This window comes from Ensifer sp. 4252, assembly GCF_050434565.1.
In the GTDB taxonomy this organism is placed as follows: Bacteria; Pseudomonadota; Alphaproteobacteria; order Rhizobiales; family Rhizobiaceae; genus Ensifer.
On the sequence record NZ_JBNDIU010000001.1, the window covers coordinates 1,402,369 to 1,426,177 of the forward strand.

Here is a 23,809-nt window from a genome sequence, read left to right on the forward strand (position 1 = left end):
GGGATGCGGGCGGAACACCGCAACCATTTTCCCTCATCCTGCGCCGGTTCAAAACGCATCGGGCAGGTGTCGCGGCCAGCGCCAGGGTGTCACCGTGATGATATCGTAACGGACGGAAAGTCTGGCGAAATCGGGCTGGCGCGCGAGCCAGAGGTCGCTGGCGGCGCGGATGCGATGTTGCGCCGTGGCGGTCACTGCGAAGACGCCCGCATCTGCCGAGCGCCTGGCCTTGACCTCGACGCAGGCAATGAGATCACCTCTGCGGGCGATGATGTCGATTTCGCCCAATTTGGTGCGATGGCGCATGGCGACGATCCGGTAGCCCTTCGCGATCAGGCAAAGTGCTGCGCGATACTCGGCGAACCGACCGCGCCTCTGTGCCTTGAGCTTGCGCCGATCGGGCCCGTCAGTCGCCATTGCGGTCCTTGAGCTCAAGCAACCGGTCGTAAAGCTCCTTGCGCGGAAGCCCCGTCTGCTTGGCGGCTTCGGTCGCCGCCTTGCCGGTCGACATGTCGGCGATCAACCGGACAAGCAGCGCATCGACGTCGGCTGCCTCCGGTTCCGGTGGCGCGTCCGGCGGGCCGATGACCAGGACGATCTCGCCCTTGACCGCACCGGCCTCCTCGTAGAACGCCTTGAGCTCGCCGAGCGTGCCGCGGCGGAATTCCTCGAATGTCTTCGTCAGTTCGCGGCAGACGGCCGCCTTTCTGTTTTCGCCGAGCACCGCCGCGGCAGCCGCCACCGTGGCGGCGATCCGGTGCGGCGATTCGAAGAAGAGCAGCGTCGAGGGTACCGTCGCCAGCTCCTGCAGCCGGTCGCGCTTGGCCTTGTCCTTGGTCGGCAGGAAGCCGGCAAAGAGAAAGGCGTCGTTGGGAAGGCCCGAACCGACAAGTGCTGCAAGCGGGGCGGAGGCGCCGGGGATCGGCACGACGCGGTACCCCGCCTCGATCGCCAGCTGTGCCAGCCTATAGCCGGGATCGGAGACCAGCGGCGTGCCGGCATCGGAGACGAGTGCCACCGATCTGCCCTCGCCAAGGGCCGTGAGCAGTCGCGGGCCGACCTCGTCGGCATTGTGCTCGTGGTAGGCGTAGGGCCGGTTGACGATGCCGTAACGGTCGAGCAGCACGCGGGTGACGCGCGTGTCCTCGCAGGCGAGCACATCGGCTCCGGCGAGCGTTTCCAGCGCGCGCAGGGTGATGTCGCCAAGGTTGCCGATCGGCGTCGCCACAAGATAGAGCGCGACGTCGAGCGGGCGCGCGGGAATGCTGGTATTGTGCAGGCGATAGCTGCGCTGCTTCTGCCCATCCAAGGCGTCCGACGTCTTATGTTTTTCCAACTGCAGCTTCCTGATGGCGATGCCGGCTGACCGGTTTTAGCCTTTATGAGTGAGCCGACATGGCAGAGCAAGGGCGCCAAGCGGCCGGCCAGCGCGTCATCTGGGGACAGCGCCCGTCAAACCCCTTGCTTTTCAGGCGCTGTTTCTGCCATTTTGCCGGTCCACATCCTTCCGGTCGGTCGGCCGGGACACTCGCAGTTGACGCTGCGGCGGGAGCCTCGCCCGCCGAGCAACGGTTGAAAGCGGTAGCATCCCATGCGCATTACTCTCGAGCGGTCCAATCTTCTGAAATCGCTGAACCACGTTCACCGCGTGGTCGAACGGCGAAACACGATCCCGATCCTCTCGAACGTTCTGTTGCGCTCCGACGGTGCGAGCCTCGAAATGAAGGCGACCGACCTCGATCTCGAGATCACCGAGGCGACGCCGGCGCAGGTGGAACAGGCCGGCGCCACCACCGTTCCGGCGCATCTGCTTTATGACATCGTGCGCAAGCTGCCCGATGGCTCGGAAGTGCTGCTTGCGACCAACGCCGAAGGCACGGCGATGACGGTCGCCTCCGGCCGCTCGAAATTCTCGCTGCAGTGCCTGCCGCAATCCGATTTCCCCGACCTGACGGCCGGCACTTTCTCCCATACCTTCCGCCTCAAGGCGACCGACCTGAAGATGCTGATCGACCGGACCCAGTTCGCGATCTCGACCGAGGAAACCCGCTACTACCTCAACGGCATCTTCGTGCACACGGTCGAGAGCAAGGGCGACCTGAAGCTGCGCGCCGTGGCTACCGACGGCCACCGCCTTGCACGCGCCGACGTCGAAGCGCCGTCCGGCTCCGAGGGCATGCCGGGCATCATCATTCCGCGCAAGACCGTCAGCGAACTGCAGAAGCTGCTCGACAATCCCGATATCGTCGTGACGCTCGAAGTATCGGACGCAAAGATCCGCCTGACGATCGGCTCGATCGTGATGACCTCGAAGCTGATTGACGGCACCTTCCCGGATTACCAGCGCGTCATTCCGGCCAACAACGACAAGGAACTGCGCGTCGATTGCCAGTCCTTCGCCCAGGCCGTCGACCGCGTTTCGACGATTTCCTCCGAACGCGGACGCGCGGTGAAGCTGGCACTGACCGACGGCCAGATGACGCTGACGGTCAACAATCCGGATTCGGGCAGCGCGACGGAAGAGCTGCCGGTCGGCTACGAGCACGACCCGCTCGAAATCGGTTTCAACGCGAAATACCTGCTCGACATCACCTCGCAGCTGACCGGAACTGACGCCATCTTCATGCTGGCCGACCCGGGTTCGCCGACGCTGGTGCGCGATCTGGCCGCCGAGGACGCGCTCTACGTGCTGATGCCGATGCGGGTTTAGACGCCCCTGCCGCGGTGAAGAATGTGACCCGTCACGCCGCGCGTGGCGGGTTTTTTGTTGGCGCTGATTTTGGTGTGCTGTTGATAAGACGACGCTTTCAGGCGCAGACAGACTTGTTTTTGCCGCAGATGGGAGCACATTATATCCGCAATGTCCGTGCCCCGCTCGAATCAGCGAGACCGGACGATCCGTATGAGAGGACGACGGTTTTGAGGGGTTCAATGAATTTGCGCGTGAAGGTGAAGGAACGGCTTGGCCGGAAATTCGACGAGGAGATCCGTTTCTTCAAAGGGTGGATGAGCAATGCGAAGGCGGTCGGAGCAATCCTGCCAACGTCTTCCGTCACCGCCCGCCGCATGGCGAGCGTCATCGATCCCCATTCCGGTTTGCCGGTTCTCGAACTCGGCCCCGGAACTGGCGTCATCACCAAGGCGATCCTGCAGCGCGGCGTAGCCCCCGAAGATCTGGTGTCGGTCGAGTACTCCACCGACTTCTACCAGCAGCTCAAGGCGAACTTTGCCAACGTCAACTTCATCAACGGCGACGCGTTCGATCTCAAACAGACGCTTGGCGCGATGAAGGACCGAACCTTCGACAGCGTCATCTCCGCCGTGCCGCTGCTCAATTTCCCGATGCACCGCCGCGTCGAGCTGATCGAGGACCTGTTGTCCCGCATCCCGGTCGGCCGTCCCGTCGTGCAGATTTCCTATGGCCCGCTGTCGCCGGTCGTTGCCATGCCCGACCGCTACAGCATCCAGCATCTCGATTTCGTCGTGCGCAACATCCCCCCCGCCCAGCTCTGGGTCTATCGCAAAGCGCACTGACGGGGCACGCCATTGCTCGGCCTATACATCACGCACCCGCAGGTGCAGATCGATCAGGCAGTTCCCGTGCCGAAATGGGGCCTGTCGGAGATCGGACGCGCACGGGCGGAAGCGACGGCGCTGCAGCCCTGGGTTCGAAAGCTCGGACGGATCGTCTCAAGCGACGAGACCAAGGCGATCGAGACCGCGAACCTTCTGGCTCGCGCTGCCGGCGTCGCCGTCGAGATCGACGACACCATGGGCGAAAACGATCGCTCGGCCACCGGCTTCCTGCCGCCCCCGGAATTCGAGAGGGCGGCGGACTGGTTCTTCGCCAATCCGAACGAGAGCTTCAACGGCTGGGAACGTGCCATCGATGCACAGGCCCGCATCTCCGCTGCCGTCTTTCGCATCCTTGACGAACACGACGCCAAAATTCCCATCGCGTTCGTCGGCCATGGCGGCGTCGGCACCCTCTTGAAGTGCAAGCTGGGCGGCACCGCCATCAGCCGAAGCTGCGATCAGAAGGGCGGAGGCGGCGGCAATCTCTTCGCGTTGCGCCTTGCGGATCGCGCCCTCACATGCGACTGGACCCCGATGGAATTCTGGCAGGGGTGACCGCGACATGACCGAGACTGCACGCGACCGACTGATCGTCGGCCTGGATCTTCCGACCATCGCAGAGGCTGAAAGGATCGTCGCCACGCTCGGTGACGACGTGGCCTTCTACAAGATCGGCTACCAGCTGGTGTTTGCCGGCGGACTGGAGTTCGCTCGCGATCTGGCGGCAAGCGGCAAGAAGGTCTTCCTCGACATGAAGCTGCTCGACATCGACAACACGGTGGCCAAGGGCGTAGAGAACATCGCCAAGATGGGCATGTCGATGTTGACGCTGCACGCCTACCCCAAGGCGATGAAGGCGGCAGTGGAAGCAGCCAGAGGATCGGATCTCTGCCTGCTCGGCGTCACGGTGCTGACCTCGATGGACGAACAGGACGTCATCGATGCGGGCTACGAATACGACCCGCATACGCTGGTGCTGCGGCGCGCCGAACAGGCCCGCATTGCCGGCATGGGCGGCATCGTCTGCTCGGCGGAAGAATCCTCGGCCGTGCGCAAGATCATCGGCCCCAACATGGCGCTGGTGACCCCGGGCATCCGCCCGGCCGGCACCGACAAGGGCGACCAGAAGCGCGTCATGACACCCGCCGACGCGCTGAAGGCCGGATCGAGCCACCTCGTTGTCGCGCGCCCAATCGTCGCAGCCGCGGATCCGCTTGTCGCCGCGCGCGGCATCCTCGACGAGATGAACGGCGTGCTTTCGCGCTGATCGTGACACCCACGTGCAACAGGTCGGCGATCCGTCTCGTACATCGCCGTCCTCTGCAACCGTTCCGCTTGACCTTGCCCGGAATTTGCCGGAAGTAACACTCCCGTCTGCTTTTGATGCCTGAAGACGAGGAGTTCAGCATGGCAAAAGGATACTGGATCGCACGGGTCGATGTGCGGGACCCCGAACGCTACAAGGACTATGTGGCGGCCGCAAAGCCGGCCTTCGAGAAATACGGCGCCAATTTCCTGGCGCGCGGCGGTGAATTCGAGCGCCTGGAAGGCGGGGTTCGCGCCCGCAACGTCGTCATCGAATTTCCATCGCTGCAGGCCGCTGTCGACTGTTACAATTCCCCCGAGTACCAGATTGCCGCTGCGATCCGCCAACAGGTGGCAGACGCCGAGATGGTGGTCGTCGAGGGCGTCTGACAGGCGAGCGCCGCAGCCTGCGGCAACGCCCGCCCGCCGCGAGGATTGGCCTTCACCTCTCGCGGCTGTTGGGCTATGTAGCAAACAATTCTTCCATGAGATCAGGAGTGCGTTTCCCATGACCTTGTCCAACCTTCCGCCGCTTGTGACGATTTTCGGCGGATCCGGGTTCGTCGGCCGTCATGTCGTACGTGCGCTCGCCAAGCGCGGCTATCGCATCCGCGTCGCCGTTCGCCGGCCGGACCTTGCGGGTCACCTGCAGCCGCTCGGCAATGTCGGCCAGATCTCCTTCGTCCAGGCCAACCTGCGCTATCGCAAGTCGGTCGACCGCGCCGTCGAAGGCTCCGACCATGTCATCAACTGCGTCGGCGTCCTGTTCGAGAGCGGCCGCAACACCTTCGACGCCGTGCAGGATTTCGGTGCCCGGGCAGTTGCGGAAGCCGCCCGCAATGTCGGCGCAAAGCTGACGCACATCTCGGCGATCGGCGCGGACGCCAAGTCGGAATCGAGCTACGCCCGCACCAAGGGCCGCGCTGAAGCTGCAATCCGCGAAACCCTGCCGGATGCGATCATCCTGCGCCCGTCGATCGTCTTCGGACCGGAGGACGGATTCTTCAACAAGTTCGCCCAGATGGCCCGGTTCGCACCGGCGCTGCCACTGATCGGCGGCGGCAACACCAAGTTCCAGCCTGTTTATGTCAGCGACGTCGCCGAGGCCGTTGCCCGCTCGGTCGACGGCACGCTGACGGCCGGCACGATCTACGAACTGGGCGGACCTGACGTGCTCACCTTCCGCGAATGTCTCGAGATCATGCTCCGGACGATCGATCGCAAGCGCTCGCTGGTATCGGTGCCCTTCGGCATCGCCTCGATGATGGGCAGCATCGCGTCGATGATCCCCTTCATCACGCCACCGGTGACGCCCGACCAGGTGGTGTTGCTGAAATCCGACAATATCGTCTCGGCCAAGGCCGAATCCGAAGGCCGGACGCTTCGCGGCATCGGCATCACGCCGACGATGCTGGAATCGATCCTGTCGACCTATCTCGTGCGCTATCGCCCGCAGGGCCAGTACACACGCAGCGGCCGCGCCGCCTGAGGCAGCAGCCCAGAAAACCTCTTTCGATCGCCGCCGGCCCTGCCGGCGGCTTTTTTGTTGTGTCATCCGAGCAACAGCGTTGCAGTTCTGCCGCAGTCACAAAAGCGAATGGCATTTACCGCAGATTCAACATGTCCTGATATTGATCAAGACATATCCAACGCATAAAAACCGCCCCGCACCCCGATCACAGGTAAGTCTCGGCGGCGACAGCATCACTCTCGAAAGGCATAGCGTCCATGGGCAAGTCGATCGCAATCTTTTTTGCGTGTGCGGCACTGATCATTCTGGCTGGCTCATTCGTCGCGCCGAACACGGTCGCGAGCAGCCGCAAGGGCTGCACGCCGGCCTATGGCGTCGACCCGTGCACGACGGCGTCGATCGACCTTTCCGGCAAGTAAGCCGGCGCCCATCGGGCGATAAGCTCTAAAGTTTTTGGCGGGGGCCAGGGACCGCGTGCGTTTCATCTGAAACGCACGCGGTTTGTTTTTTGGCTACAGCGCCGCGCGTCTTATCAGACGCGCAAAGGTCGCTGTAGCACTTTGAATTGCTGCATGTTTTTATCCTTAAATCGAATAGGATTTAAGGAAACATGCAGTAGGCTCAGCCAAGCATCCAGAGGCCGATGAGGCCGGCGGTGCCGACGACGATCCGCCAGATCGCAAAGGGCGTGAAGCCGCGGCGCGACACGAAGTCCAGCAGCGAGCGGACGACGAAGATGCCGGCGACGAACGCCGCGATGAAACCGACGGCAATCAGTGTGAAATCGTCGAACGACAGCGCATCACGGTTCTTGTAGAGATCGAGTGTGAAGGCGCCGAGCATCGTCGGCATGGCCAAGAAGAACGAGAACTCCGCCGCCGACCTCTTGTCCGTTCCCATCAATAGCGCGCCTGCAATCGTCGCACCGGAGCGCGAGGTGCCGGGAATCATCGCCAGGCACTGGAACAGGCCGATCTTCAACGCCAGCGACGGCGGATAGTCCATGACGTCAGTGTAGCGCGGCGTCAACGGCAGGCGATCGATCGCCAGAAGGATGAAGCCGCCGATGATGAGCACGACACAGATCAGGATCGGCGTTTCGAACAGCACGGTCTTGATGAAGTCATGGGCGATCGCGCCGATGACGGCGGCCGGCAGGAAAGCCAGCAGCACCGACACGACGAAGCGGCGGGCCTTGATGCTCGTCGGCAGCGCCAGTGCGATCGACAGAAGTCTTTGGAAATAGACGAGCAGGATCGCCAGGATGGCACCGAGCTGTATCAGAACCGCAAAGGTGTTGCCCGGCGATCTGAAGCCGAGGAAATGCCCGGCGAGGAGCACATGCGCCGTCGAAGACACGGGAATGAACTCCGTCAATCCTTCGATGAGTCCAAGGACGAGCGCGCTGATGATCGATTGATCCGCCATATATAAGATTTTCCTGACAAGTTTTGGAGTGGGAGGAAAAGGCTGATTCGCTTGTGTTTGCCACCACAAGTTCCTATAGCTTTTTCTGATGAGCCGTGGCCAGACGCATGCGCCGCCACGCTGACGTCCCCTGAAAAAAGACCATAAGAAGCCAGATCATCGATGCCGACACTGTACCATCACCCCATGTCCTCCGCTTCGCGGTTCGTGCGCCTGATCCTTTCGGAATACGGCTACCAGACGGAATTGACCGAGGAACAGCCGTGGGAAAACCGGCGAGACTTTCTGACGCTGAATCCGGCGGGGACGTTACCGGTCTATGTTGACGACAGTATGAGGGCGCTCTGTGGCGCCACGATCATCTCGGAATATCTCGACGAGACGAACGGCATCATGAAACGGGATCGGCGGCTTCTGGCGGAAGATCCGTTCCAGCGCGCCGAAATCCGCCGGCTGGCCGAATGGTTCCTGCACAAGATGGAAGCCGACGTGACCCGGCCGCTGGTGCGCGAGCGTATCTTCAAGCTGCAGATGACGCCGGACCAGGGCGGCGGCGCGCCGGATAGCAAGGTGCTGCGCACCTCGCGCGCCAATATCCGCCAGCACATGAAGTACCTGTCGTGGCTTGCGGGCTCACGTCCCTGGCTTGCCGGCGACCGGATCTCCTATGCCGACCTTGCGGCGGCCGCGACGGTTTCGGTGCTCGACTATCTCGGCGAGATCGACTGGTCGGACGCGCCCACAGCCAAGGAATGGTATCAGCGGCTGAAGTCCCGCCCCTCGTTCCGCCCGCTGCTTTCCGAGCGCGTGCGCGGCGTCACACCGGTTCCGCACTATGCGGATCTCGACTTCTGAGGATGGTGCCGTGCCAGGCAGTGCTGCCAAGGCTGAAAACCAGGAGCGACGGCGGCAGAAGCTGACGGAATTCCTGAAGGCCGAGGCGGCCGACAAGGGGTTTGACGTCTGTCGCATCACCCGGCCCGATGCCATACCGGAGGCGCCGGCGCGGCTCGTGGAATTCCTCGGCGAGGGCTTCCACGGCACGATGGAGTGGCTGGCCGAGACGGCGGAGCGCCGGTCCGATCCTCGAACGCTCTGGAACGACGTGCGCTCGGTCGTCATGTTCGGCATGAACTACGGCCCCGAGGAAGACCCGCGCAGCATCCTCGATCAGCCTGACCGCGGCGCAATCTCCGTCTATGCCCAGAACCGCGATTATCACGACATCATCAAGGGCCGCTTGAAAGAGGTCGCCACCCGCTTTGCGGCACGTGCCGGCGAGGACGTGAAGGTGTTTGTCGACACGGCGCCGGTGATGGAAAAACCGCTCGCCGAAAAGGCCGGCATAGGCTGGCAGGGCAAGCACACCAATCTCGTCAGCCGCGAGTTCGGCTCGTGGCTGTTTCTGGGCAGCCTGTTCACCACGGCGGAACTTGTCTTCGACACCGCCGAACGCGACCACTGCGGCTCCTGCCGCGCCTGTATCGATGCCTGTCCCACCGCTGCCTTTCCAGCCCCCTACCGTATCGACGCGCGGCGCTGCATTTCCTATCTGACCATCGAGCACAAGGGGCCGATCGACCCGGCGCTGCGATCGCTGATCGGCAATCGCATCTATGGCTGCGATGACTGTCTTGCCGCCTGCCCCTGGAACAAGTTCGCGCAAACTGCGTCGGAGATGAAGTTGAAGGCACGCGACGATCTGAGGGCGCCGTCGCTTGCCTTTCTCCTGACCCTCGACGACCCGACATTTAGAACCTTTTTCTCGGGTTCTCCGGTAAAACGCATCGGGCGTGACCGCTTCGTCAGAAATGTCTTGATCGCAGCGGGCAATTCCGGCGATGAGAGCCTGGTCGCAGCCTGCAAGACGTTGACCGGTGATGCTTCGCCGGTGGTGAGGGCGATGGCGGTGTGGGCTTTGTCACGATTGATATCGCCTGACGCGCTTGCTGCCCATGAGAGGCTATGCGATGCGGAGAGCGACGAGGAAGTGTTGTCCGAATGGCAAATGGCGGGAGTGAGCCGATGCATGTCCTGATTCTTGGCGCCGGTTATTCCGGCATGGCGATCGCACGCGCACTGGCCGCCAGGGCCGATAGCGTCACTGGTACGACCCGCAGGGCGGAAAAGGCCGCCAAGCTGGAAAAGGCGGGCATCCGCCCGATCGTCTTCGACGGCGACACCGTTTCCGACGAACTGGCAGCCGCCTTGCGGAAAACGACCCATCTGATCCAGTCGATTGCCCCCGGCCGTGACGGCGACCCGATGTTCCGCACCGGCAGCGCCGACTTTGCCGAGCTTGCCCCTGCCCTTCGCTGGATCGGCTATCTCTCGACCGTTGGGGTCTATGGCGACCATGGCGGTCGGTGGGTGACGGAAGACATGTTGTCTAAGCCGGTCTCGGCGCGCTCGGTGGAGCGGGTTGAGGCGGAAGACGCCTGGCTTGCCTTCGGCGCCAAACATGACGTTCCGGTCGCGGTGCTACGGCTTTCCGGCATTTACGGCCCCGGACGCAATGCCTTCTGCAATCTCGCCAACGGCACGGCCCGCCGGCTGATCAAGCCTGGCCAGGTGTTCAATCGCATTCGCGTGGAAGATATCGGCGCTGCCACATCCTACCTCTCGGAGAGGCTTCAGGGTGGGATCTTCAACATCACCGACAACGAGCCGGCACCACCACAGGATATCGTTGCCGAGGCCGCGCGGCTGATGGGCGTCGAGCCGCCGCCCGAAATGCCGTTCGAAACCGCCGAGCTTTCACCGATGGCTCGCTCCTTCTATGGCGAAAACAAGCGCGTCTCGAACGCACGCATGCGGGAAACCGGCTTCGAATTTACCTATCCCGATTATCGCGTTTCGCTTGCGCAAATGTGGCAGACGGACAGCTGGCGCGGCGAATGAACAATTGCTGCGCGAATTGCTCAACATATCCCGTTCGCAATGGAACATTCCCGATAGCATGATCGTTAGTAATGGAGATCTCATAGGGGCGCTCAATTGTGACCTTCCTGAGATATTCATTCTATACTCGGCGAATTGAATGCAACCATAACGATAGTATGACGGTTTGAACCATCCGGATTCCGGACGTTTCGTTCAAATCGAAATTTTTAATGATTTTTTTCGTTAAGCCGATATCTCGGCTCGCGTGCGGCCCGGCTTTAGCGTTCAACCGCTGATTCCAAAGAACTTCCGGGCATCGCTTAAACTATTTCAAACAATCTTCGATTTTTAATTTTCGTCCTTTTTCAATAAATCCTAATAGAACGTAAATGGTTGAAGCACGTTTTCGCCATTTTTCGCCCCAATTAGCAATCTTTGAAAGAATTAACCAAGAGCTCCAGCCCAAGGGCTCTAACCGAGGGTCGCCCGCTTGACGCCAGCGAAAATCAAGACTGTTGCTGCGGCAGCGCTGTTCACCGCCGGGATCGGCCTTGTTTCCGTTTCCGATAGCCAGGCAGCAGGCACCGGCTGCGGCGGCGCCTCCTGGTATGCGCTGACCTCCAAGACGGCGTCCGGTGAGCGCATGAACGCCGCCCGCCTGACAGCTGCCCACCGCAGCCTGAAGTTCGGCACCAAGGTCCAGGTCACCAACAAGCGCAACGGCAAGACTGTGATCGTTCGCATCAACGATCGTGGGCCGTTCATCCGTGGCCGTGTAATCGATCTTTCCAAAGCAGCCGCCTCGCAGATCGGCATGGTCCGCTCCGGGCACGCCAGCATCTGTTATCGCGTCGTCAATTCCTGATCATAGAATACTTCCGTCCGGCCCGTTCCGGGCAGTTCTGCTTTGGGAAGGACTGTTCCCCGCGTTTAATCCTGGCCAGCGTCTTGCTCTTCGATGCCATCGCCGCTACCACGGCGAAAAAGGAGTTGATCGAAGATGCGATTGGGCGGCAGGCTCGCAGGAGCCATCGAAGTTCTTGAGGATATCGAGAAGCGGAAGCGCCCGGTCGCCGACGCGCTCAAGGACTGGGGCCTGTCCCATCGGTTCGCCGGCTCGGGCGATCGGTCCGCGATCGGCAACATCGTCTATGACGCGCTTCGCATGAAGCTCTCCCACGCCTATCTGATGGACAGCGACAGCGCCACCGCTCTCGGCCATGCCGTGATGTACCGCCAGTGGGGCTTTTCGCCCGAAAGGCTGGCGGCCGAACTCGATGGCGACAAGTTCGCGCCTGAGATGCCCTCTGCCGAAATGGCGCAGGCTTTCACCACACGCCGCCTCGAGGATGCAGCTCCCCACATCCAGGGCGACATTCCCGAATGGGTCCAGGCATCCTTCGAGGAGAATTTCTCCGAAGACTGGCTTGACGAGGCCAAGGCGCTCGCCGGGCGTCCGACGCTCGACCTGCGCGCCAACACCCTCAAGGCAACGCGCGCAAAAGTTCTCAAGGCGCTGGAGCGCAGCGGCGCCGAACCGGCGACGATCGCGCGCAACGGCATCCGCATTCCGGCCGGCGAAGGCGCTTCGCGTCTGCCGAACGTCACCGCCGAGCTTTCCTTCCAGAAAGGCTGGTTCGAAGTTCAGGACGAGGGATCGCAGATCGTTGCCGATCTCGCCTTCCCGCAGGAAGGCGAGCAGGTGCTCGACTACTGCGCCGGCGGCGGCGGCAAGACGCTCGCCATGTCGGCAGCGATGAACAACAAGGGCCAGGTGCACGCCTACGACACCGACCGCAAGCGCCTGGCGCCGATCATCGAGCGGCTGAAGCGCGCGGGCACGCGCAATGTCCAGGTGCACGAATCCACCGACAGCCTGGCGCCGCTTGCCGGCCGCTTCGACCGAGTTCTCGTCGATGCGCCTTGCACCGGCACCGGAACCTGGCGCCGTCGCCCCGACACCAAGTGGCGGCTCAACCAGAAGAACCTCGAAGAGCGCATCTCCCAGCAGGAGGAAGCACTGGCGAGCGCCGCGCAGTTCGTGCGGCCGGGCGGACACTTGATCTACGTCACCTGCTCGGTTCTTCCCGAGGAGAACGAGGCGCAGGTCTACGGCTTTTGCGAAGACAATCCGGAATTCGAGATCCTGTCGGCCGCCGACATCTGGGCCGGACTGTTCGGCACTGACAAGCCGCAGCCATGGTCCGCCGACATGAAGACGGTGACGCTGACGCCCGCCTCCACCGGCACGGACGGCTTCTTCTTCTGCCTGATGCAGCGCAAGGCCTGAGCGCCTCGCCGGCGGCTTCGACACCGCGTCAAACCGCCGGCATCAGATTGAAAACGTTCTAAACTATACACTTTGACACCAGTTTACTTTTGGTTCATGACACTCAAGCTCCGGAGGGTCGACGGGGGATTTTCGACGACCCTTGCCGAGCGATGACGCCGTCCCGCGGTGTCCGTTCCGGTCACGCCGGGAGAAGAACAGGAGAGGGTCATGACCAAGAATTTCATCCGCGCCGCGGCGCTGGCGCTCATGACGGCAACGTCGACGCTGGCCCTGCAGCCGGCCGAGGCCGCCACCGATGCGGCCGCAGTGGTAAAGCACTACACCGTCGTTGCGCACGCCAAGTTCGAAGATGCGCTGATCACGGCGCAAGCGCTCGACAAGGCGATTGACGCACTGATCGCGACCCCCAGCGAAGCAACGCTGAAGGCGGCGCGCGAAGCCTGGCTCAAGGCTCGCAACCCCTATCAGGAAACGGAAGTCTACCGCTTCGGCAACGCCATCGTTGACGAGTGGGAAGGCAAGGTCAACGCCTGGCCGCTGGACGAAGGCCTGATCGACTATGTCGACCCGAGCTACGGCAGCGAGAGCGACGAGAACGGCCTCTTCACCGCCAACGTGATTGCCAACAAGACGATCAAGATCGACGGCAAGGACGTCGATGCCACCAACATCACGCCGGAACTGCTGGCGGGCACCCTTCAGGAAGCGGGCGGCATCGAAGCGAACGTCGCCACGGGCTATCACGCCATCGAATTCCTGCTCTGGGGCCAGGACCTGAACGGCACCAAGGCCGGCGCCGGCAACCGCCCCTACACGGACTACGACACCAAGGCCTGCACCGGGGGCAATTGCGACCGCCGCGCCGCCTATCTGAAGGCTGCTTCCGAGCTGCTCGTCTCTGACCTCAAGGAAATGGTCGCCAACTGGACGCCGGATGGCGCGGCGACCAAGGCCGTCGAAGCCGATCCGAAGGCTGGCCTGACGACCATCCTGACCGGCATGGGGTCGCTCTCCTACGGCGAGCTTGCCGGCGAGCGCATGAAGCTCGGCCTGCTGCTGCATGATCCGGAGGAGGAGCACGATTGCTTCTCCGACAACACGCACAATTCACACCTGCATGACGCGATCGGCATCCAGTCGGCCTATACCGGCGAATATACCCGCGTCGACGGCACCAAGCTGGCCGGCGCCTCGCTTTCCGAACTCGTTGCCGCCAAGGACGCGGCACTCGACAAGGAAATGACCAAGGATCTGGCCACAACGGTTGAGAAGATGCAGGCCATGGCCAAGCGCGCCGAAACCGTCGAAGCCTACGATCAGATGATCGGCGAAGGCAATGCGGAGGGCAATGCCACCGTCCAGGCCGCGATCGACGGCCTGGTCGCCCAGGCCAAGACGGTGCAGCGCGTCATCGCGTCGCTCGACCTCGGTACGATTGAGCTTGAAGGTTCCGACAGCTTAGATAATCCTAACGCTGTTTTCCAATAAGCTGAAAAGGCGGGCCGCGCCTTAACGGACGCGGCCCGATCCTCAATCGATGAACGCATACGTTGCCCGCTCCCTTTTGCAGTCGCTTCTGGCGCTGTGTCTTCTTGCGGCGGCAGTTCAGGCGTCAGACGATACCTCCGCTCTCAAGCACAAGCGCGACGATCTTTCCGAAGCCGACCTTCGCCGCGTCGGGGCGATCACTGAGCCAACCACGGATTTCTCCAAGGCAGAACGATACGAGGCGATGTCCGCGGGTGCCGGAACGTCGATCGCCCCGAACGATCAGGACAGCTTCACGCAGTTTTCCGCAAACCTGGCTTTCGAGGACGAGGAGGGCTTCAAGCTGGGCGATGCGCTGTTTGAAAAGCTCTGGGTGTCGTCGCCCTCTTCGACCCAGGCATCCGATGGCCTCGGGCCGCTTTACAATGCACGGTCCTGCCTGAGTTGCCATCCGCGCGACGGGCGTGGCGGCCCGCCCGAAGGCGCCGGCGACGGAACGTCGATGCTCTACCGGCTTGCCCGCGCGCCGCGCGACGACCGTGATCGACAGATGCTGGCCACCTACGACGCGCTCAATTTTCCCGACCCTGTTTATGGCGCGCAGTTGCAGGACAGGGCAGTTCCGGGACTTGCCGCCGAAGGTCAGATGAAGATGACCTATTCGGAACTGCCGGTGACGCTGGCGGACGGCGAGCTGGTCTTTCTGCGCAAGCCGACCTATGCGGTGCGCGATCTCGCCTACGGCGCCTTTGATCCGACGACGACGCTGTCGCCGCGGGTGGCGCCGCAGATGATCGGGCTGGGCCTGATCGAGGCGATCCACGAGGCAGACATCCTCGCCCGCGCCGACCCTGAGGATGCCGACGGCGACGGCATCAGCGGGCGCGCTTCGCTTGTTCGCGATCGTGCGACCGGGGCGATCGCCCTTGGCCGCTTCGGCTGGAAGGCGCAGACCCCGACGGTGCGCCAGCAGACGGCGGATGCCTTTGCCGCCGACATCGGGCTTTCGACCCCGGAACTCGATCGCAGTTTTGGCGACTGCACCGAAGGGCAAACCGCCTGCCTCGCCCTACCGACCGGCGTCCAGGCGCGCCTTGGCGCGGTCGAGGCTCCGGACCCGGTGCTGGGACTGGTCACCTTCTACTCGGCCAATCTGGCTGTTCCGGCACGGCGCAAGGCGAGCTTTCCGAAAACCCTACGCGGCAAAGAGATTTTTTATCAAAGCGGCTGCGCTTCCTGCCACACGCCAAAATATGTGACGCGCCGCGACGCGGCCCACAAGGCGCAGGCGTTCCAGCTGATCTGGCCCTATTCCGACTTCCTGCTCCACGACATGGGAGAGGGTCTTGCCGACGGCCAGGCCGTGGGTGTCGCCAGTGGGCGCGAATGGCGCACGCCGCCGCTCTGGGGCCTGGGGCTGACGAAGACCGTGAGCGGGCATACGTTTCTGCTGCACGACGGCCGGGCCCGCAATTTCACCGAAGCCATTCTATGGCATGGTGGAGAGGGCGAAGGAGCGCGAAACGCCTTTACCGCGCTTTCCACACGTGACCGCCGCGACCTCATCGCATTTCTGGAGTCTCTTTGATGTCTCACATGCCTTCGCTTGCCCTCGGCCTTTGCCTGGCCGCGGGATCCCTGCCGGCCATGGCGCAGGAGGGAAGCCCGCTGTCGCCCCGCACGGTCAACGAGGCCGCGGTGCCGGCGGTCATGGCCAAGGCGGTCGACGATTTCATCATCCCCGGCTACCGCAACCTGACGGACAAGACGGCACTCCTGACCAAGGCCTCGACAGCCCTTTGCGAAGCCCCTTCGACAGCGGCGCAGGAGAATGCGCGAACCGCATTTTTTGAACTGGTGCAGGCCTGGTCGATGGTCGAAATCATCCGCCTGGGACCGGCGCTCGAGCAGAACCGCTTCGAGCGCTTCCTGTTCTACCCCGACCGCAAGAGCACGGGCTTGAAGCAGGTACAGGCCATTCTTGCCAAGGGCGACGAGACGGCGACCGACGTCGCATCGCTCAAGGGCAAGAGCGTCGCGGCGCAAGGGCTGGGCGCGCTGGAATATGTGCTCTACGGCAACGGCTCCGGAGCGCTGGCGAGCAAGGAGGGCGATTTCCGTTGCCGCTATGGCGTGGCGATCTCGCAGAACCTCGATACCATCGCCAACGAATTCCTGACGGAATGGCAAAAGCCCGACGGCATCCAGGCCGCCTGGAAGAAGCCCGGCCCTGGAAACCCTGAGTTTCGCGACAGCAAGGAAGCAGCAACCGAGCTGCTCGGCATTTTCGTGCACGGCGTCGAGATGGTGAAGGACCAGCGGCTGAAGCCGTTCTATGCCGGAACGGTCGACGGCAAGCAAGACAAGGGACATCCGAAGCTGGCGATCTACTGGCGATCGGAAAACACCATGCCCTCGATCGCCGCCAACTTCAGCGGCCTGCAGACCCTGTTCAAGCTGGCGGACATGGAAAGCCTGCTTCCGGAGGACAGCCGCTCCGTCGCCGGATCGGCAGACTTCGTCTTCAAGTCGGTCATCGGCATCTCGCAGAACATCGACGGCCCGATCGGCGAGGCAATTGCCGACGACAAGAGCCGCGCCAAACTCGACTTTCTCACGCTCAACACCGCCGATCTTCTCGACCGGCTGAACAAGGATTTCGGCGGCGCCATCGGCCTTGGCGCCGGCTTCTCCTTTGCCGACGGCGACTGAGCGAGCAGCCTTCGCCCGCCTGCATGTTTCCTTAGATCGTATTCGATTTAGGGCCGAAAACATGCCGCGATTGAAAGTGCTCCAGCGCCGTGCGTCTGAAAAGACGCACGGCGCTGGAGGTGTTGACAATCCCCCCGTTTGGGCGCAAAGCGCTTCCGTGTTCGCTCTCGCGGGCACGTTTCACCACAAGGATCAACTTGCAATGAACCCCGACAGTCGAAGTCGAGCCTTCATGCTCACGACCGCTCGGTCCTGATTGATCAGGGCTTCGTGGCGGTCGGATGACTCGCCCTATGGAGCCCAAAATGCTGCGCATCTACAAAAGCCAGAACAGCCACCTCGTGCTCGTCGATATGCTCGACAGCCTTGCCTCGCCGACGCCGGTCATCTGGTTCGACCTCATCAATCCGTCCGTGGAAGAGACCCGATTGGTCGAGGGCCAACTCGGCATCGCGATCCCGACGCGAGACGAAATGCAGGAAATCGAGCTGTCCGACCGGCTCTACCAGGAAGACGGCGCGCAGTTCATGACCATGACGGCCGCTGCCAAGCTCGACAGCGACTACCCGGTCAAGGTTCCTGTGACCTTCATCGTCAAGGGTGTAACGCTCGTGACCGTGCGTCACGCCGACCCGAAACCGTTTCAGACCTATGCCAACCGGCTTCAGAAGGCCAACGGCCAGGGCTGCGAGTCCGGCGAACTTGTCATGCTGGGGCTTCTCGAAGCAATGATCGACCGCACCGCCGATGCGCTGGAGCGGGCCGGCAGCGAGGTCGACGGTATTTCGCGTGACGTATTCCGCAAGACCAATGCCAGCGCCACCAAGAAGACACGTGACCTGCAGTCGCTGATCGAGCAGATCGGCCAGAAGGGCGACCTTTTGACGATCATCCGCGAAAGCCTGGTCAGCATCGGTCGGCTCGTCGCCTATCATGTCGCGCTCGAAGGCATCGGTCCGCGCAAAGCGGCAAAGGAAAGCCGGCAGCGGATCAAGCTGATCCAGCGCGATGCGACCTCGCTCGGCGACCACGCGCTGTTCCTGTCGAACAAGATCAACTTCCTGCTCGACGCGACGCTCGGCCTGATCAATCTGGAACAGAGCCAGATCATCAAGATCTTCTCGGTCGCGGCCGTCGTGTTCCTGCCGCCAACGCTGGTCGCCTCGATCTACGGCATGAACTTCGAGATCATGCCCGAGCTGCAATGGCGGTTCGGATATCCCTATGCCCTGGCACTGATGGTGCTTTCGGCGATCCTGCCCTTCCTCTACTTCAAGCGGCGGGGCTGGCTCTGACAGAGTAATCTGCTACATCGTAGCGAAAGGACCGGCGGCGAAATTGCGCTGCCGGCCCGATAAAATGGCAGGCGAGGATGGCATGCGCGCCACCACGGGTCTGATCGACCGACGCAGTTTCATCAAGATGGCCGGCGCCGCCTGGGTCGCGACGCTCGGTGCCCGCGGCGCCTTTGCCCTTGAGCGCGCCGACGCAGTCTTTGCCTCTGCCTTCATGGCCGCGGACGGAAGCTATGGGGTCGCCACGCTGACCGAGGCCGGCGAGATCGTCGAGCGCACGGTGCTTCCGGCACGCGCCCACGGCATGGCCCATTCAGCCGCCAGCAAGCGAATGGTGGCCTTCGCCCGCCGCCCTGGCACCTATGCGATGATCCTTGCGACCGACGGCAGCGCCGAGCCGGTGGTCATCGCCGCCGCCGAGGGCCGGCACTTTTATGGCCACGGCTGCTTTTCCGCCGACGGCCGCCTGCTCTATGCCACCGAAAACGACTTTGCCGCCAATCGCGGCATGATCGGCATCTACGACGGCACAAGGCGCTTTGCCCGCATCGGCGAGTTTCCGACCTATGGCATCGGCCCGCACGACATGACGCTTTCGGCCGACGGCCGGATGCTCGCCATCGCCAATGGCGGCATCGAGACCCATCCGGATTTCGGCCGGACCAAGCTCAATCTCGACCATATGGAGCCGAGCCTGACACTGGTCGACACCGAGAGCGGCGCCCTTATCCAGAAACACACGCTGCCGGGCGAGCTCAGCCGTCTTTCCACCCGCCACGTCGATATCGGCCCGAAGGGCGAGATCTGGTTTGCCTGCCAGTATGAGGGCGCGCGCGACGACCTACCGCCGCTTGTCGGGCATTTCTCGCATGGCGAGGATCTCGCCTTCATGTCGCTGCCCGAAAGGACAACGGAAGCACTGGCCAATTATGTCGGCGCCATAGCCGTCAACCGCCAGGAGGGATTGATCGGCCTCACCTCGCCCAAGGGCGGCATTGCCGTGACGCTTGATGCCCGCACCGGGGTAGTGCTCAGGCAAGAGCGCGTGACCGATGCCGCCGGTGTCGCCGCCGCCGACCACGGCTTTGCCGTGTCGTCCTATGACGGCCGCTTCAGGGACCATGAAAACCCCGTCGCCTGGGATCAGCATATCGTCCGGCTTACAGCGCCGCGCGTCAAATATGACGCGCCACAGACGCTGTAACACTTCAAACTTGCTGCATAATTTCCTCCTCAAATCGGTTCCGATTTAGGGAATTATGCAGCGGCCGGAGCTGACGACCCACCTCAAGCCGAGAAGCCGCCTTCACCGGCGAGCTTTGCCAGATTGTCCCATCGATAGGCGGTCTGGTCGTGGTTCTCGCCACCGAGGCTCACCTGGCCCTGGCCGACGGCGACTGCGCCGAGGTGCTCGTAAAACGCCCGGTTCGGATTGCTGGAAAGCACCCAGGCAAACAGCGACGCCGCGCGCATCTCCCGGCAATGGGCCGCAACGCTGCGCACCAGCGCCGAGCCGATGCCCGCCCCTTGAAACTCCTTGAGGATATAGAGCGCATAGAGTTCGCGATCGAAACGCGCCGGCATCGAGCGGGCCTTTCCATAGTTGGCGAAACCGATCACCCTGTTCGTGCCCATGTCGACTGCAACCATATGAAAGACGTCGGCAACGCGCATGCGCCTCGCATGGCGCAGCGCCTGTTCCTCGATGCTCATGGCATCGAGGAAGGCATCGGCGATCAGCCCGCGAAAGGTCGATCGCCAGGTTTCGACGATGACGGCGGCGATCATCATGATGTCATCCGGTCCGGCCGGCCGGATGTCGATGCGTCGGAAGCTTTTCATGGCAAAGATATAGGTGGCGCAGCGGCGCTTCGAAACAGCAGCCCCGGTGGAAAGCGCTGAAGCACGCGCTATCTGTCGATGCCATGAAAAGAACCATCGTATACGCGGTCTTCATCGCCGCCGTTCTCGGCCTCGGGCTTCTCATCGGCTACAACAACATCCCCGGCGAATGGTATCAGTCGCTGGCAAAGCCGGCCTTCAACCCGCCCAACGGGATCTTCGCCCCGGTCTGGTCAATCCTCTATGTAATGATCGGCATTGTCGGCGCCAGGCTGTTTCTTGACCATCGCCGCACCGCCGCGATGCGATTGTGGCTCGCGCAGATGATCCTCAACTTCCTCTGGTCGCCGCTGTTCTTCGGCATGCAGGACATCTCGTCGGCATTCATCGTCATCATCGCGCTTATGATCGCGGTTGCCGGCGTCATCGTCGCAAGCTGGCCCAGAGACCGCGTTTCGGTCTTGCTGTTCCTGCCCTACCTCGCCTGGGTGGCGTTCGCGACGGTGCTCAACGGCTCGATTTTCCTCATGAATTGAGCTTGTCGCACCGGTGCGGCCGTGCCACTGTCCGTCGATCGATACGGGAGGCAATGGCGCCTTCCGCGACAGCCAGGGCCACAGTGACTGATGGACGACAGCGATCCCCCAGACTTCCGCAGACGCATCAGGGAAAGCTTCGCACGACAGGCGGCCATGGAAACGATCGGCGCGGAACTGACGCTGGTCGAGCAAGGCACGGTCGAGATCGAGTTGCCCTTCGACGAGAAGCTGACGCAACAGCACGGTTTCCTGCATGCGGGCGTCATCTCCGCAGCACTCGATTCCGCCGGCACCTACGCCGCCTATTCGGTCATCGACCCGGACGCCTCGATCCTGACGATCGAATTCAAGGTCAACCTCTTGTCGCCGGGGCGCGGCGAGCGCTTCCTGTTTCGCGGCGAGGTCACCAAGCCGGGCACGACGATCATCGTCTCCGACGGGCGCGGCTACGCGATCCGCTCGGACGGGCCAGCCAAGCTGATCGCCTCGATGACCGGCACGATGATGGTCATCCGCGGACGCGAGGGTATCGAAGGATGAAGGTCGAAATGAAGGATGTCGCCGGCCGCAAGGTTCTCTATGTCATGGCTGTCGATGCCGAGTACGGCCCGCATCTGAAGGCACGGATCGCGCCGCTGATGACCGGCGTCGGACCGGTCGAAGCCGCCGTGACCCTGACGAAGACGCTGGCGGGTCTTGCCGCTGAAGACACTCTCCCCGATCTCGTCGTCTCGCTCGGTTCGGCGGGTGCGGCAAGGCTCGAGCAGACCGAAGTCTATCAGGCGATATCGGTTGGCTACCGCGACATGGACGCCTCGGCGCTCGGCTTCGAGAAAGGCGCGACTCCGTTTCTCGACCTTCCCGCCGTCGTATCGCTGCCGCATCGCATCCCCGGCATCAAGGAAGCCAGGCTCTCGACCGGCGCCAACATCGTCTCCGGCGTCGCCTATGACGGCATCGACGCCGACATGGTGGAGATGGAGACTTACGCTGTGCTGCGCGCCTGCCAGTCCTTCGGCGTGCCGCTCATTGCCCTTCGCGGCATTTCCGACGGCAAGGCCGAGCTCAAGCACGTCAACGACTGGACGGAATATCTTCATGTCATCGACGAGAAGCTCGCCGGCGTCATCGACAGGCTTGAGACCGCGATCGGCACGGGAGAAATCCGGCTCTGAAAGCCCGGAATTGTCGGGGTGCAATCTAATCGTTGCGCAGAGGACGGGCTTTCATTAAAGGCTCGCCATGATCAAGCTTGTTTGAAGGCCCGACATGACCCAGACAGCCCATCCCGACACCGTTCTCATCGTCGATTTCGGCAGCCAGGTGACGCAGCTCATCGCCCGGCGCGTGCGCGAATCCGGGGTCTATTGCGAAATCGTGCCGTTCCAGTCGGCGGAAGAAGGTTTTCAGCGGCTGAAGCCGAAGGCCGTCATCCTCTCCGGCAGCCCGGCCTCTACCCTCGACATCGGCTCGCCGCGCGCGCCTTCGCTGATCTTCGATTCCGGCCTGCCGGTCTTCGGCATCTGCTACGGTCAGCAGACGATGTGCGCCCAGCTCGGCGGCAAGGTCGAAAGCGGCCACCACCGCGAATTCGGCCGCGCCTTCCTCGAAGTCGAAAAGGACTGCGCGCTGTTCGACGGCGTCTGGTCGCTTGGCTCGCGCCACCAGGTCTGGATGTCGCATGGCGACCGCGTAACGGCGATCCCCGAGGGCTTCGAAGTCGTCGCCACCTCGGCCAACGCCCCGTTCGCCTTCATCGCCGACGAGAGGCGCAAGTACTACGCCGTGCAGTTCCACCCGGAAGTGGTGCACACGCCCGACGGCGCCAAGCTGATCGCCAACTTCGTGCACAAGATCGCCGGCATCAAGGGCGACTGGTCGATGTCGGCCTACCGCGCCAAGGCGGTGGACGCGATCCGCAAGCAGGTCGGCGACAAGAAGGTGATCTGCGCGCTTTCGGGCGGCGTCGACAGCTCGGTTGCGGCGCTGCTGATCCACGAGGCGGTCGGCGACCAGCTGACCTGCATCCTCGTCGACCATGGCCTGATGCGCAAGGACGAGGCGAAGAACGTCGTCGCCATGTTCCAGGAGCACTACAACCTGCACCTCCTGCACGTCGACGCTTCCGACCGCTTCATCGGCGAACTGAAAGGCCAAAGCGACCCGGAAACCAAGCGCAAGATCATCGGCCGCCTGTTCATCGAGGTGTTCGAGGAAGAGGCGAAGAAGCTCGGCGGCGCGGATTTCCTCGCCCAGGGCACGCTCTACCCCGACGTCATCGAAAGCGTTTCCTTCACCGGCGGTCCGTCGGTGACGATCAAGTCGCACCACAATGTCGGCGGTCTGCCGGAGCGCATGAACATGCAGCTGGTCGAGCCATTGCGCGAATTGTTCAAGGACGAAGTCCGCGTGCTCGGCCGCGAACTCGGCCTGCCCGACAGCTTCATCGGCCGCCATCCCTTCCCGGGACCGGGCCTCGCCATCCGCTGCCCGGGCGGCATCAGCCGCGAGAAGCTCGAGATCCTGCGTGAAGCCGACGCGATCTATCTCGACGAAATCCGCAAGGCCGGTCTCTACGACGCCATCTGGCAGGCCTTCGCCGTGCTGCTGCCGGTCCAGACCGTTGGCGTCATGGGCGACGGCCGCACCTACGAGTTCGTCTGTGCGCTGCGCGCCGTCACCTCGGTCGACGGCATGACCGCCGACTTCTACCACTACGACATGGAATTCCTCGGCCGCGCGGCAACGCGCATCATCAACGAGGTCCGTGGCATCAACCGCGTGGTCTACGACGTCACGTCGAAGCCGCCCGGCACGATCGAGTGGGAATGATCTTGGCTGGTCGTGGGGGGGGGGCCCGCGCGCCCCCCCCCCCCCCCCCCCCCCCCCCCCGCCGGAAGATCCGACCCCCCCCCCCCCCCCCCGCCCCCCGCCCCACCCCCCCCAAAAACAAAAATTAAGAACGAAGCCAGCCCGG

At 62.9% G+C, this 23,809-nt stretch carries 25 protein-coding genes; 21 read left to right on the plus strand and 4 right to left on the minus strand.

Going from position 1 to position 23,809, the window contains the following annotated elements:
- Window positions 1–48: 48 nt before the first annotated feature.
- Entirely contained in the window at window positions 49–417 is a 369-nt protein-coding gene (locus ABIE33_RS06805) for a YraN family protein (protein WP_429122947.1), read from the minus strand.
- Window positions 407–1,336 carry a 16S rRNA (cytidine(1402)-2'-O)-methyltransferase gene (gene rsmI / locus ABIE33_RS06810; RefSeq protein ID WP_429122950.1) on the minus strand — a complete coding sequence of 310 codons (930 nt, stop codon included), beginning with the start codon at window positions 1,334–1,336 and terminating at the stop codon, window positions 407–409. Before rsmI ends, ABIE33_RS06805 begins: the two co-directional genes overlap by 11 nt.
- A gap of 255 nt (window positions 1,337–1,591) precedes the next feature.
- On the opposite strand from rsmI, the gene dnaN reads away from it, so the two are divergent.
- From dnaN to ABIE33_RS06845, 7 genes are all read left to right on the plus strand, one after another.
- Window positions 1,592–2,710, plus strand: a complete 1,119-nt coding sequence (dnaN, locus tag ABIE33_RS06815) for a DNA polymerase III subunit beta (RefSeq protein WP_429122953.1) — start codon at window positions 1,592–1,594, stop codon at window positions 2,708–2,710.
- Window positions 2,711–2,931: 221 nt separating this feature from the next.
- Complete coding sequence (gene pmtA, locus ABIE33_RS06820; RefSeq protein WP_429122956.1) at window positions 2,932–3,534, plus strand: phospholipid N-methyltransferase PmtA; 603 nt, start codon at window positions 2,932–2,934, stop codon at window positions 3,532–3,534.
- Between the two features lie 12 nt (window positions 3,535–3,546).
- Window positions 3,547–4,131, plus strand: coding sequence for a histidine phosphatase family protein (locus ABIE33_RS06825; protein ID WP_429122959.1), 585 nt, complete (start codon window positions 3,547–3,549; stop codon window positions 4,129–4,131).
- Window positions 4,132–4,138: 7 nt separating this feature from the next.
- Window positions 4,139–4,843: an orotidine-5'-phosphate decarboxylase gene (pyrF, locus tag ABIE33_RS06830; protein WP_429122962.1), complete on the plus strand. Its 705-nt coding sequence runs from the start codon at window positions 4,139–4,141 to the stop codon at window positions 4,841–4,843.
- A 140-nt stretch (window positions 4,844–4,983) separates the two neighbouring features.
- Window positions 4,984–5,271 carry a DUF1330 domain-containing protein gene (locus tag ABIE33_RS06835; RefSeq protein WP_429122964.1) on the plus strand — a complete coding sequence of 96 codons (288 nt, stop codon included), beginning with the start codon at window positions 4,984–4,986 and terminating at the stop codon, window positions 5,269–5,271.
- Between the two features lie 118 nt (window positions 5,272–5,389).
- Window positions 5,390–6,370, plus strand: coding sequence for a complex I NDUFA9 subunit family protein (locus ABIE33_RS06840; RefSeq protein WP_429122966.1), 981 nt, complete (start codon window positions 5,390–5,392; stop codon window positions 6,368–6,370).
- 239 nt (window positions 6,371–6,609) lie between these two features.
- On the plus strand, window positions 6,610–6,771 hold the full coding sequence (locus tag ABIE33_RS06845; RefSeq protein WP_115418676.1) for a hypothetical protein: 162 nt from the start codon (window positions 6,610–6,612) through the stop codon (window positions 6,769–6,771).
- Window positions 6,772–6,973: 202 nt separating this feature from the next.
- Here ABIE33_RS06845 and ABIE33_RS06850 read toward each other — a convergent pair whose 3' ends face one another.
- Window positions 6,974–7,780 (minus strand): undecaprenyl-diphosphate phosphatase, encoded by an 807-nt coding sequence (locus ABIE33_RS06850; RefSeq protein WP_429122968.1) that lies wholly within the window; start codon window positions 7,778–7,780, stop codon window positions 6,974–6,976.
- A gap of 162 nt (window positions 7,781–7,942) precedes the next feature.
- Between ABIE33_RS06850 and ABIE33_RS06855 the strand changes: the two genes are divergently transcribed.
- The 10 genes from ABIE33_RS06855 (at window position 7,943) to ABIE33_RS06900 (ending at window position 19,655) form a co-directional block, all read left to right on the plus strand.
- A complete protein-coding gene (locus tag ABIE33_RS06855; protein ID WP_429122970.1) occupies window positions 7,943–8,635 on the plus strand; it encodes a glutathione S-transferase family protein in 693 nt (230 codons plus the stop codon).
- 10 nt (window positions 8,636–8,645) lie between these two features.
- A complete protein-coding gene (gene queG / locus ABIE33_RS06860) occupies window positions 8,646–9,818 on the plus strand; it encodes a tRNA epoxyqueuosine(34) reductase QueG (protein ID WP_429122971.1) in 1,173 nt (390 codons plus the stop codon).
- The gene (locus ABIE33_RS06865; protein WP_429122973.1) at window positions 9,806–10,681 is read left to right on the plus strand and encodes an SDR family oxidoreductase; all 876 of its coding nucleotides are present in this window, start codon (window positions 9,806–9,808) and stop codon (window positions 10,679–10,681) included. Before queG ends, ABIE33_RS06865 begins: the two co-directional genes overlap by 13 nt.
- Before the next feature lie 472 nt (window positions 10,682–11,153).
- Window positions 11,154–11,528, plus strand: coding sequence for a septal ring lytic transglycosylase RlpA family protein (locus ABIE33_RS06870; RefSeq protein ID WP_429122976.1), 375 nt, complete (start codon window positions 11,154–11,156; stop codon window positions 11,526–11,528).
- A gap of 135 nt (window positions 11,529–11,663) precedes the next feature.
- Window positions 11,664–12,953 (plus strand): RsmB/NOP family class I SAM-dependent RNA methyltransferase, encoded by a 1,290-nt coding sequence (locus ABIE33_RS06875; RefSeq protein WP_429122979.1) that lies wholly within the window; start codon window positions 11,664–11,666, stop codon window positions 12,951–12,953.
- Between the two features lie 210 nt (window positions 12,954–13,163).
- Window positions 13,164–14,444 carry an imelysin family protein gene (locus ABIE33_RS06880; protein ID WP_429122982.1) on the plus strand — a complete coding sequence of 427 codons (1,281 nt, stop codon included), beginning with the start codon at window positions 13,164–13,166 and terminating at the stop codon, window positions 14,442–14,444.
- Window positions 14,445–14,493: 49 nt separating this feature from the next.
- Window positions 14,494–16,032, plus strand: coding sequence for a di-heme oxidoredictase family protein (locus ABIE33_RS06885; protein WP_429122985.1), 1,539 nt, complete (start codon window positions 14,494–14,496; stop codon window positions 16,030–16,032).
- On the plus strand, window positions 16,032–17,156 hold the full coding sequence (locus ABIE33_RS06890; protein ID WP_429122988.1) for an imelysin family protein: 1,125 nt from the start codon (window positions 16,032–16,034) through the stop codon (window positions 17,154–17,156). Before ABIE33_RS06885 ends, ABIE33_RS06890 begins: the two co-directional genes overlap by 1 nt.
- 305 nt (window positions 17,157–17,461) lie before the next feature.
- Window positions 17,462–18,451, plus strand: coding sequence for a magnesium transporter CorA family protein (locus ABIE33_RS06895; RefSeq protein WP_429122990.1), 990 nt, complete (start codon window positions 17,462–17,464; stop codon window positions 18,449–18,451).
- 82 nt (window positions 18,452–18,533) lie between these two features.
- Window positions 18,534–19,655, plus strand: a complete 1,122-nt coding sequence (locus tag ABIE33_RS06900) for a DUF1513 domain-containing protein (protein ID WP_429122992.1) — start codon at window positions 18,534–18,536, stop codon at window positions 19,653–19,655.
- 83 nt (window positions 19,656–19,738) lie between these two features.
- On the opposite strand, the gene ABIE33_RS06905 is transcribed toward ABIE33_RS06900, so the two are convergent.
- On the minus strand, window positions 19,739–20,293 hold the full coding sequence (locus tag ABIE33_RS06905; RefSeq protein ID WP_429122994.1) for an N-acetyltransferase family protein: 555 nt from the start codon (window positions 20,291–20,293) through the stop codon (window positions 19,739–19,741).
- 83 nt (window positions 20,294–20,376) lie between these two features.
- Here ABIE33_RS06905 and ABIE33_RS06910 point away from each other — a divergent pair, with 83 nt between their 5' ends.
- From ABIE33_RS06910 to guaA, 4 genes are all read left to right on the plus strand, one after another.
- Window positions 20,377–20,829 carry a TspO/MBR family protein gene (locus ABIE33_RS06910; protein WP_429122996.1) on the plus strand — a complete coding sequence of 151 codons (453 nt, stop codon included), beginning with the start codon at window positions 20,377–20,379 and terminating at the stop codon, window positions 20,827–20,829.
- Window positions 20,830–20,919: 90 nt separating this feature from the next.
- The gene (locus ABIE33_RS06915; RefSeq protein WP_025425594.1) at window positions 20,920–21,372 is read left to right on the plus strand and encodes a PaaI family thioesterase; all 453 of its coding nucleotides are present in this window, start codon (window positions 20,920–20,922) and stop codon (window positions 21,370–21,372) included.
- A complete protein-coding gene (locus tag ABIE33_RS06920; protein ID WP_429123000.1) occupies window positions 21,369–22,007 on the plus strand; it encodes a 5'-methylthioadenosine/S-adenosylhomocysteine nucleosidase in 639 nt (212 codons plus the stop codon). The genes ABIE33_RS06915 and ABIE33_RS06920 overlap by 4 nt, the downstream gene beginning before the upstream one ends.
- 94 nt (window positions 22,008–22,101) lie before the next feature.
- Window positions 22,102–23,664 (plus strand): glutamine-hydrolyzing GMP synthase, encoded by a 1,563-nt coding sequence (guaA, locus tag ABIE33_RS06925; RefSeq protein ID WP_429123003.1) that lies wholly within the window; start codon window positions 22,102–22,104, stop codon window positions 23,662–23,664.
- The last annotated feature ends 145 nt before the right edge of the window (window positions 23,665–23,809 follow it).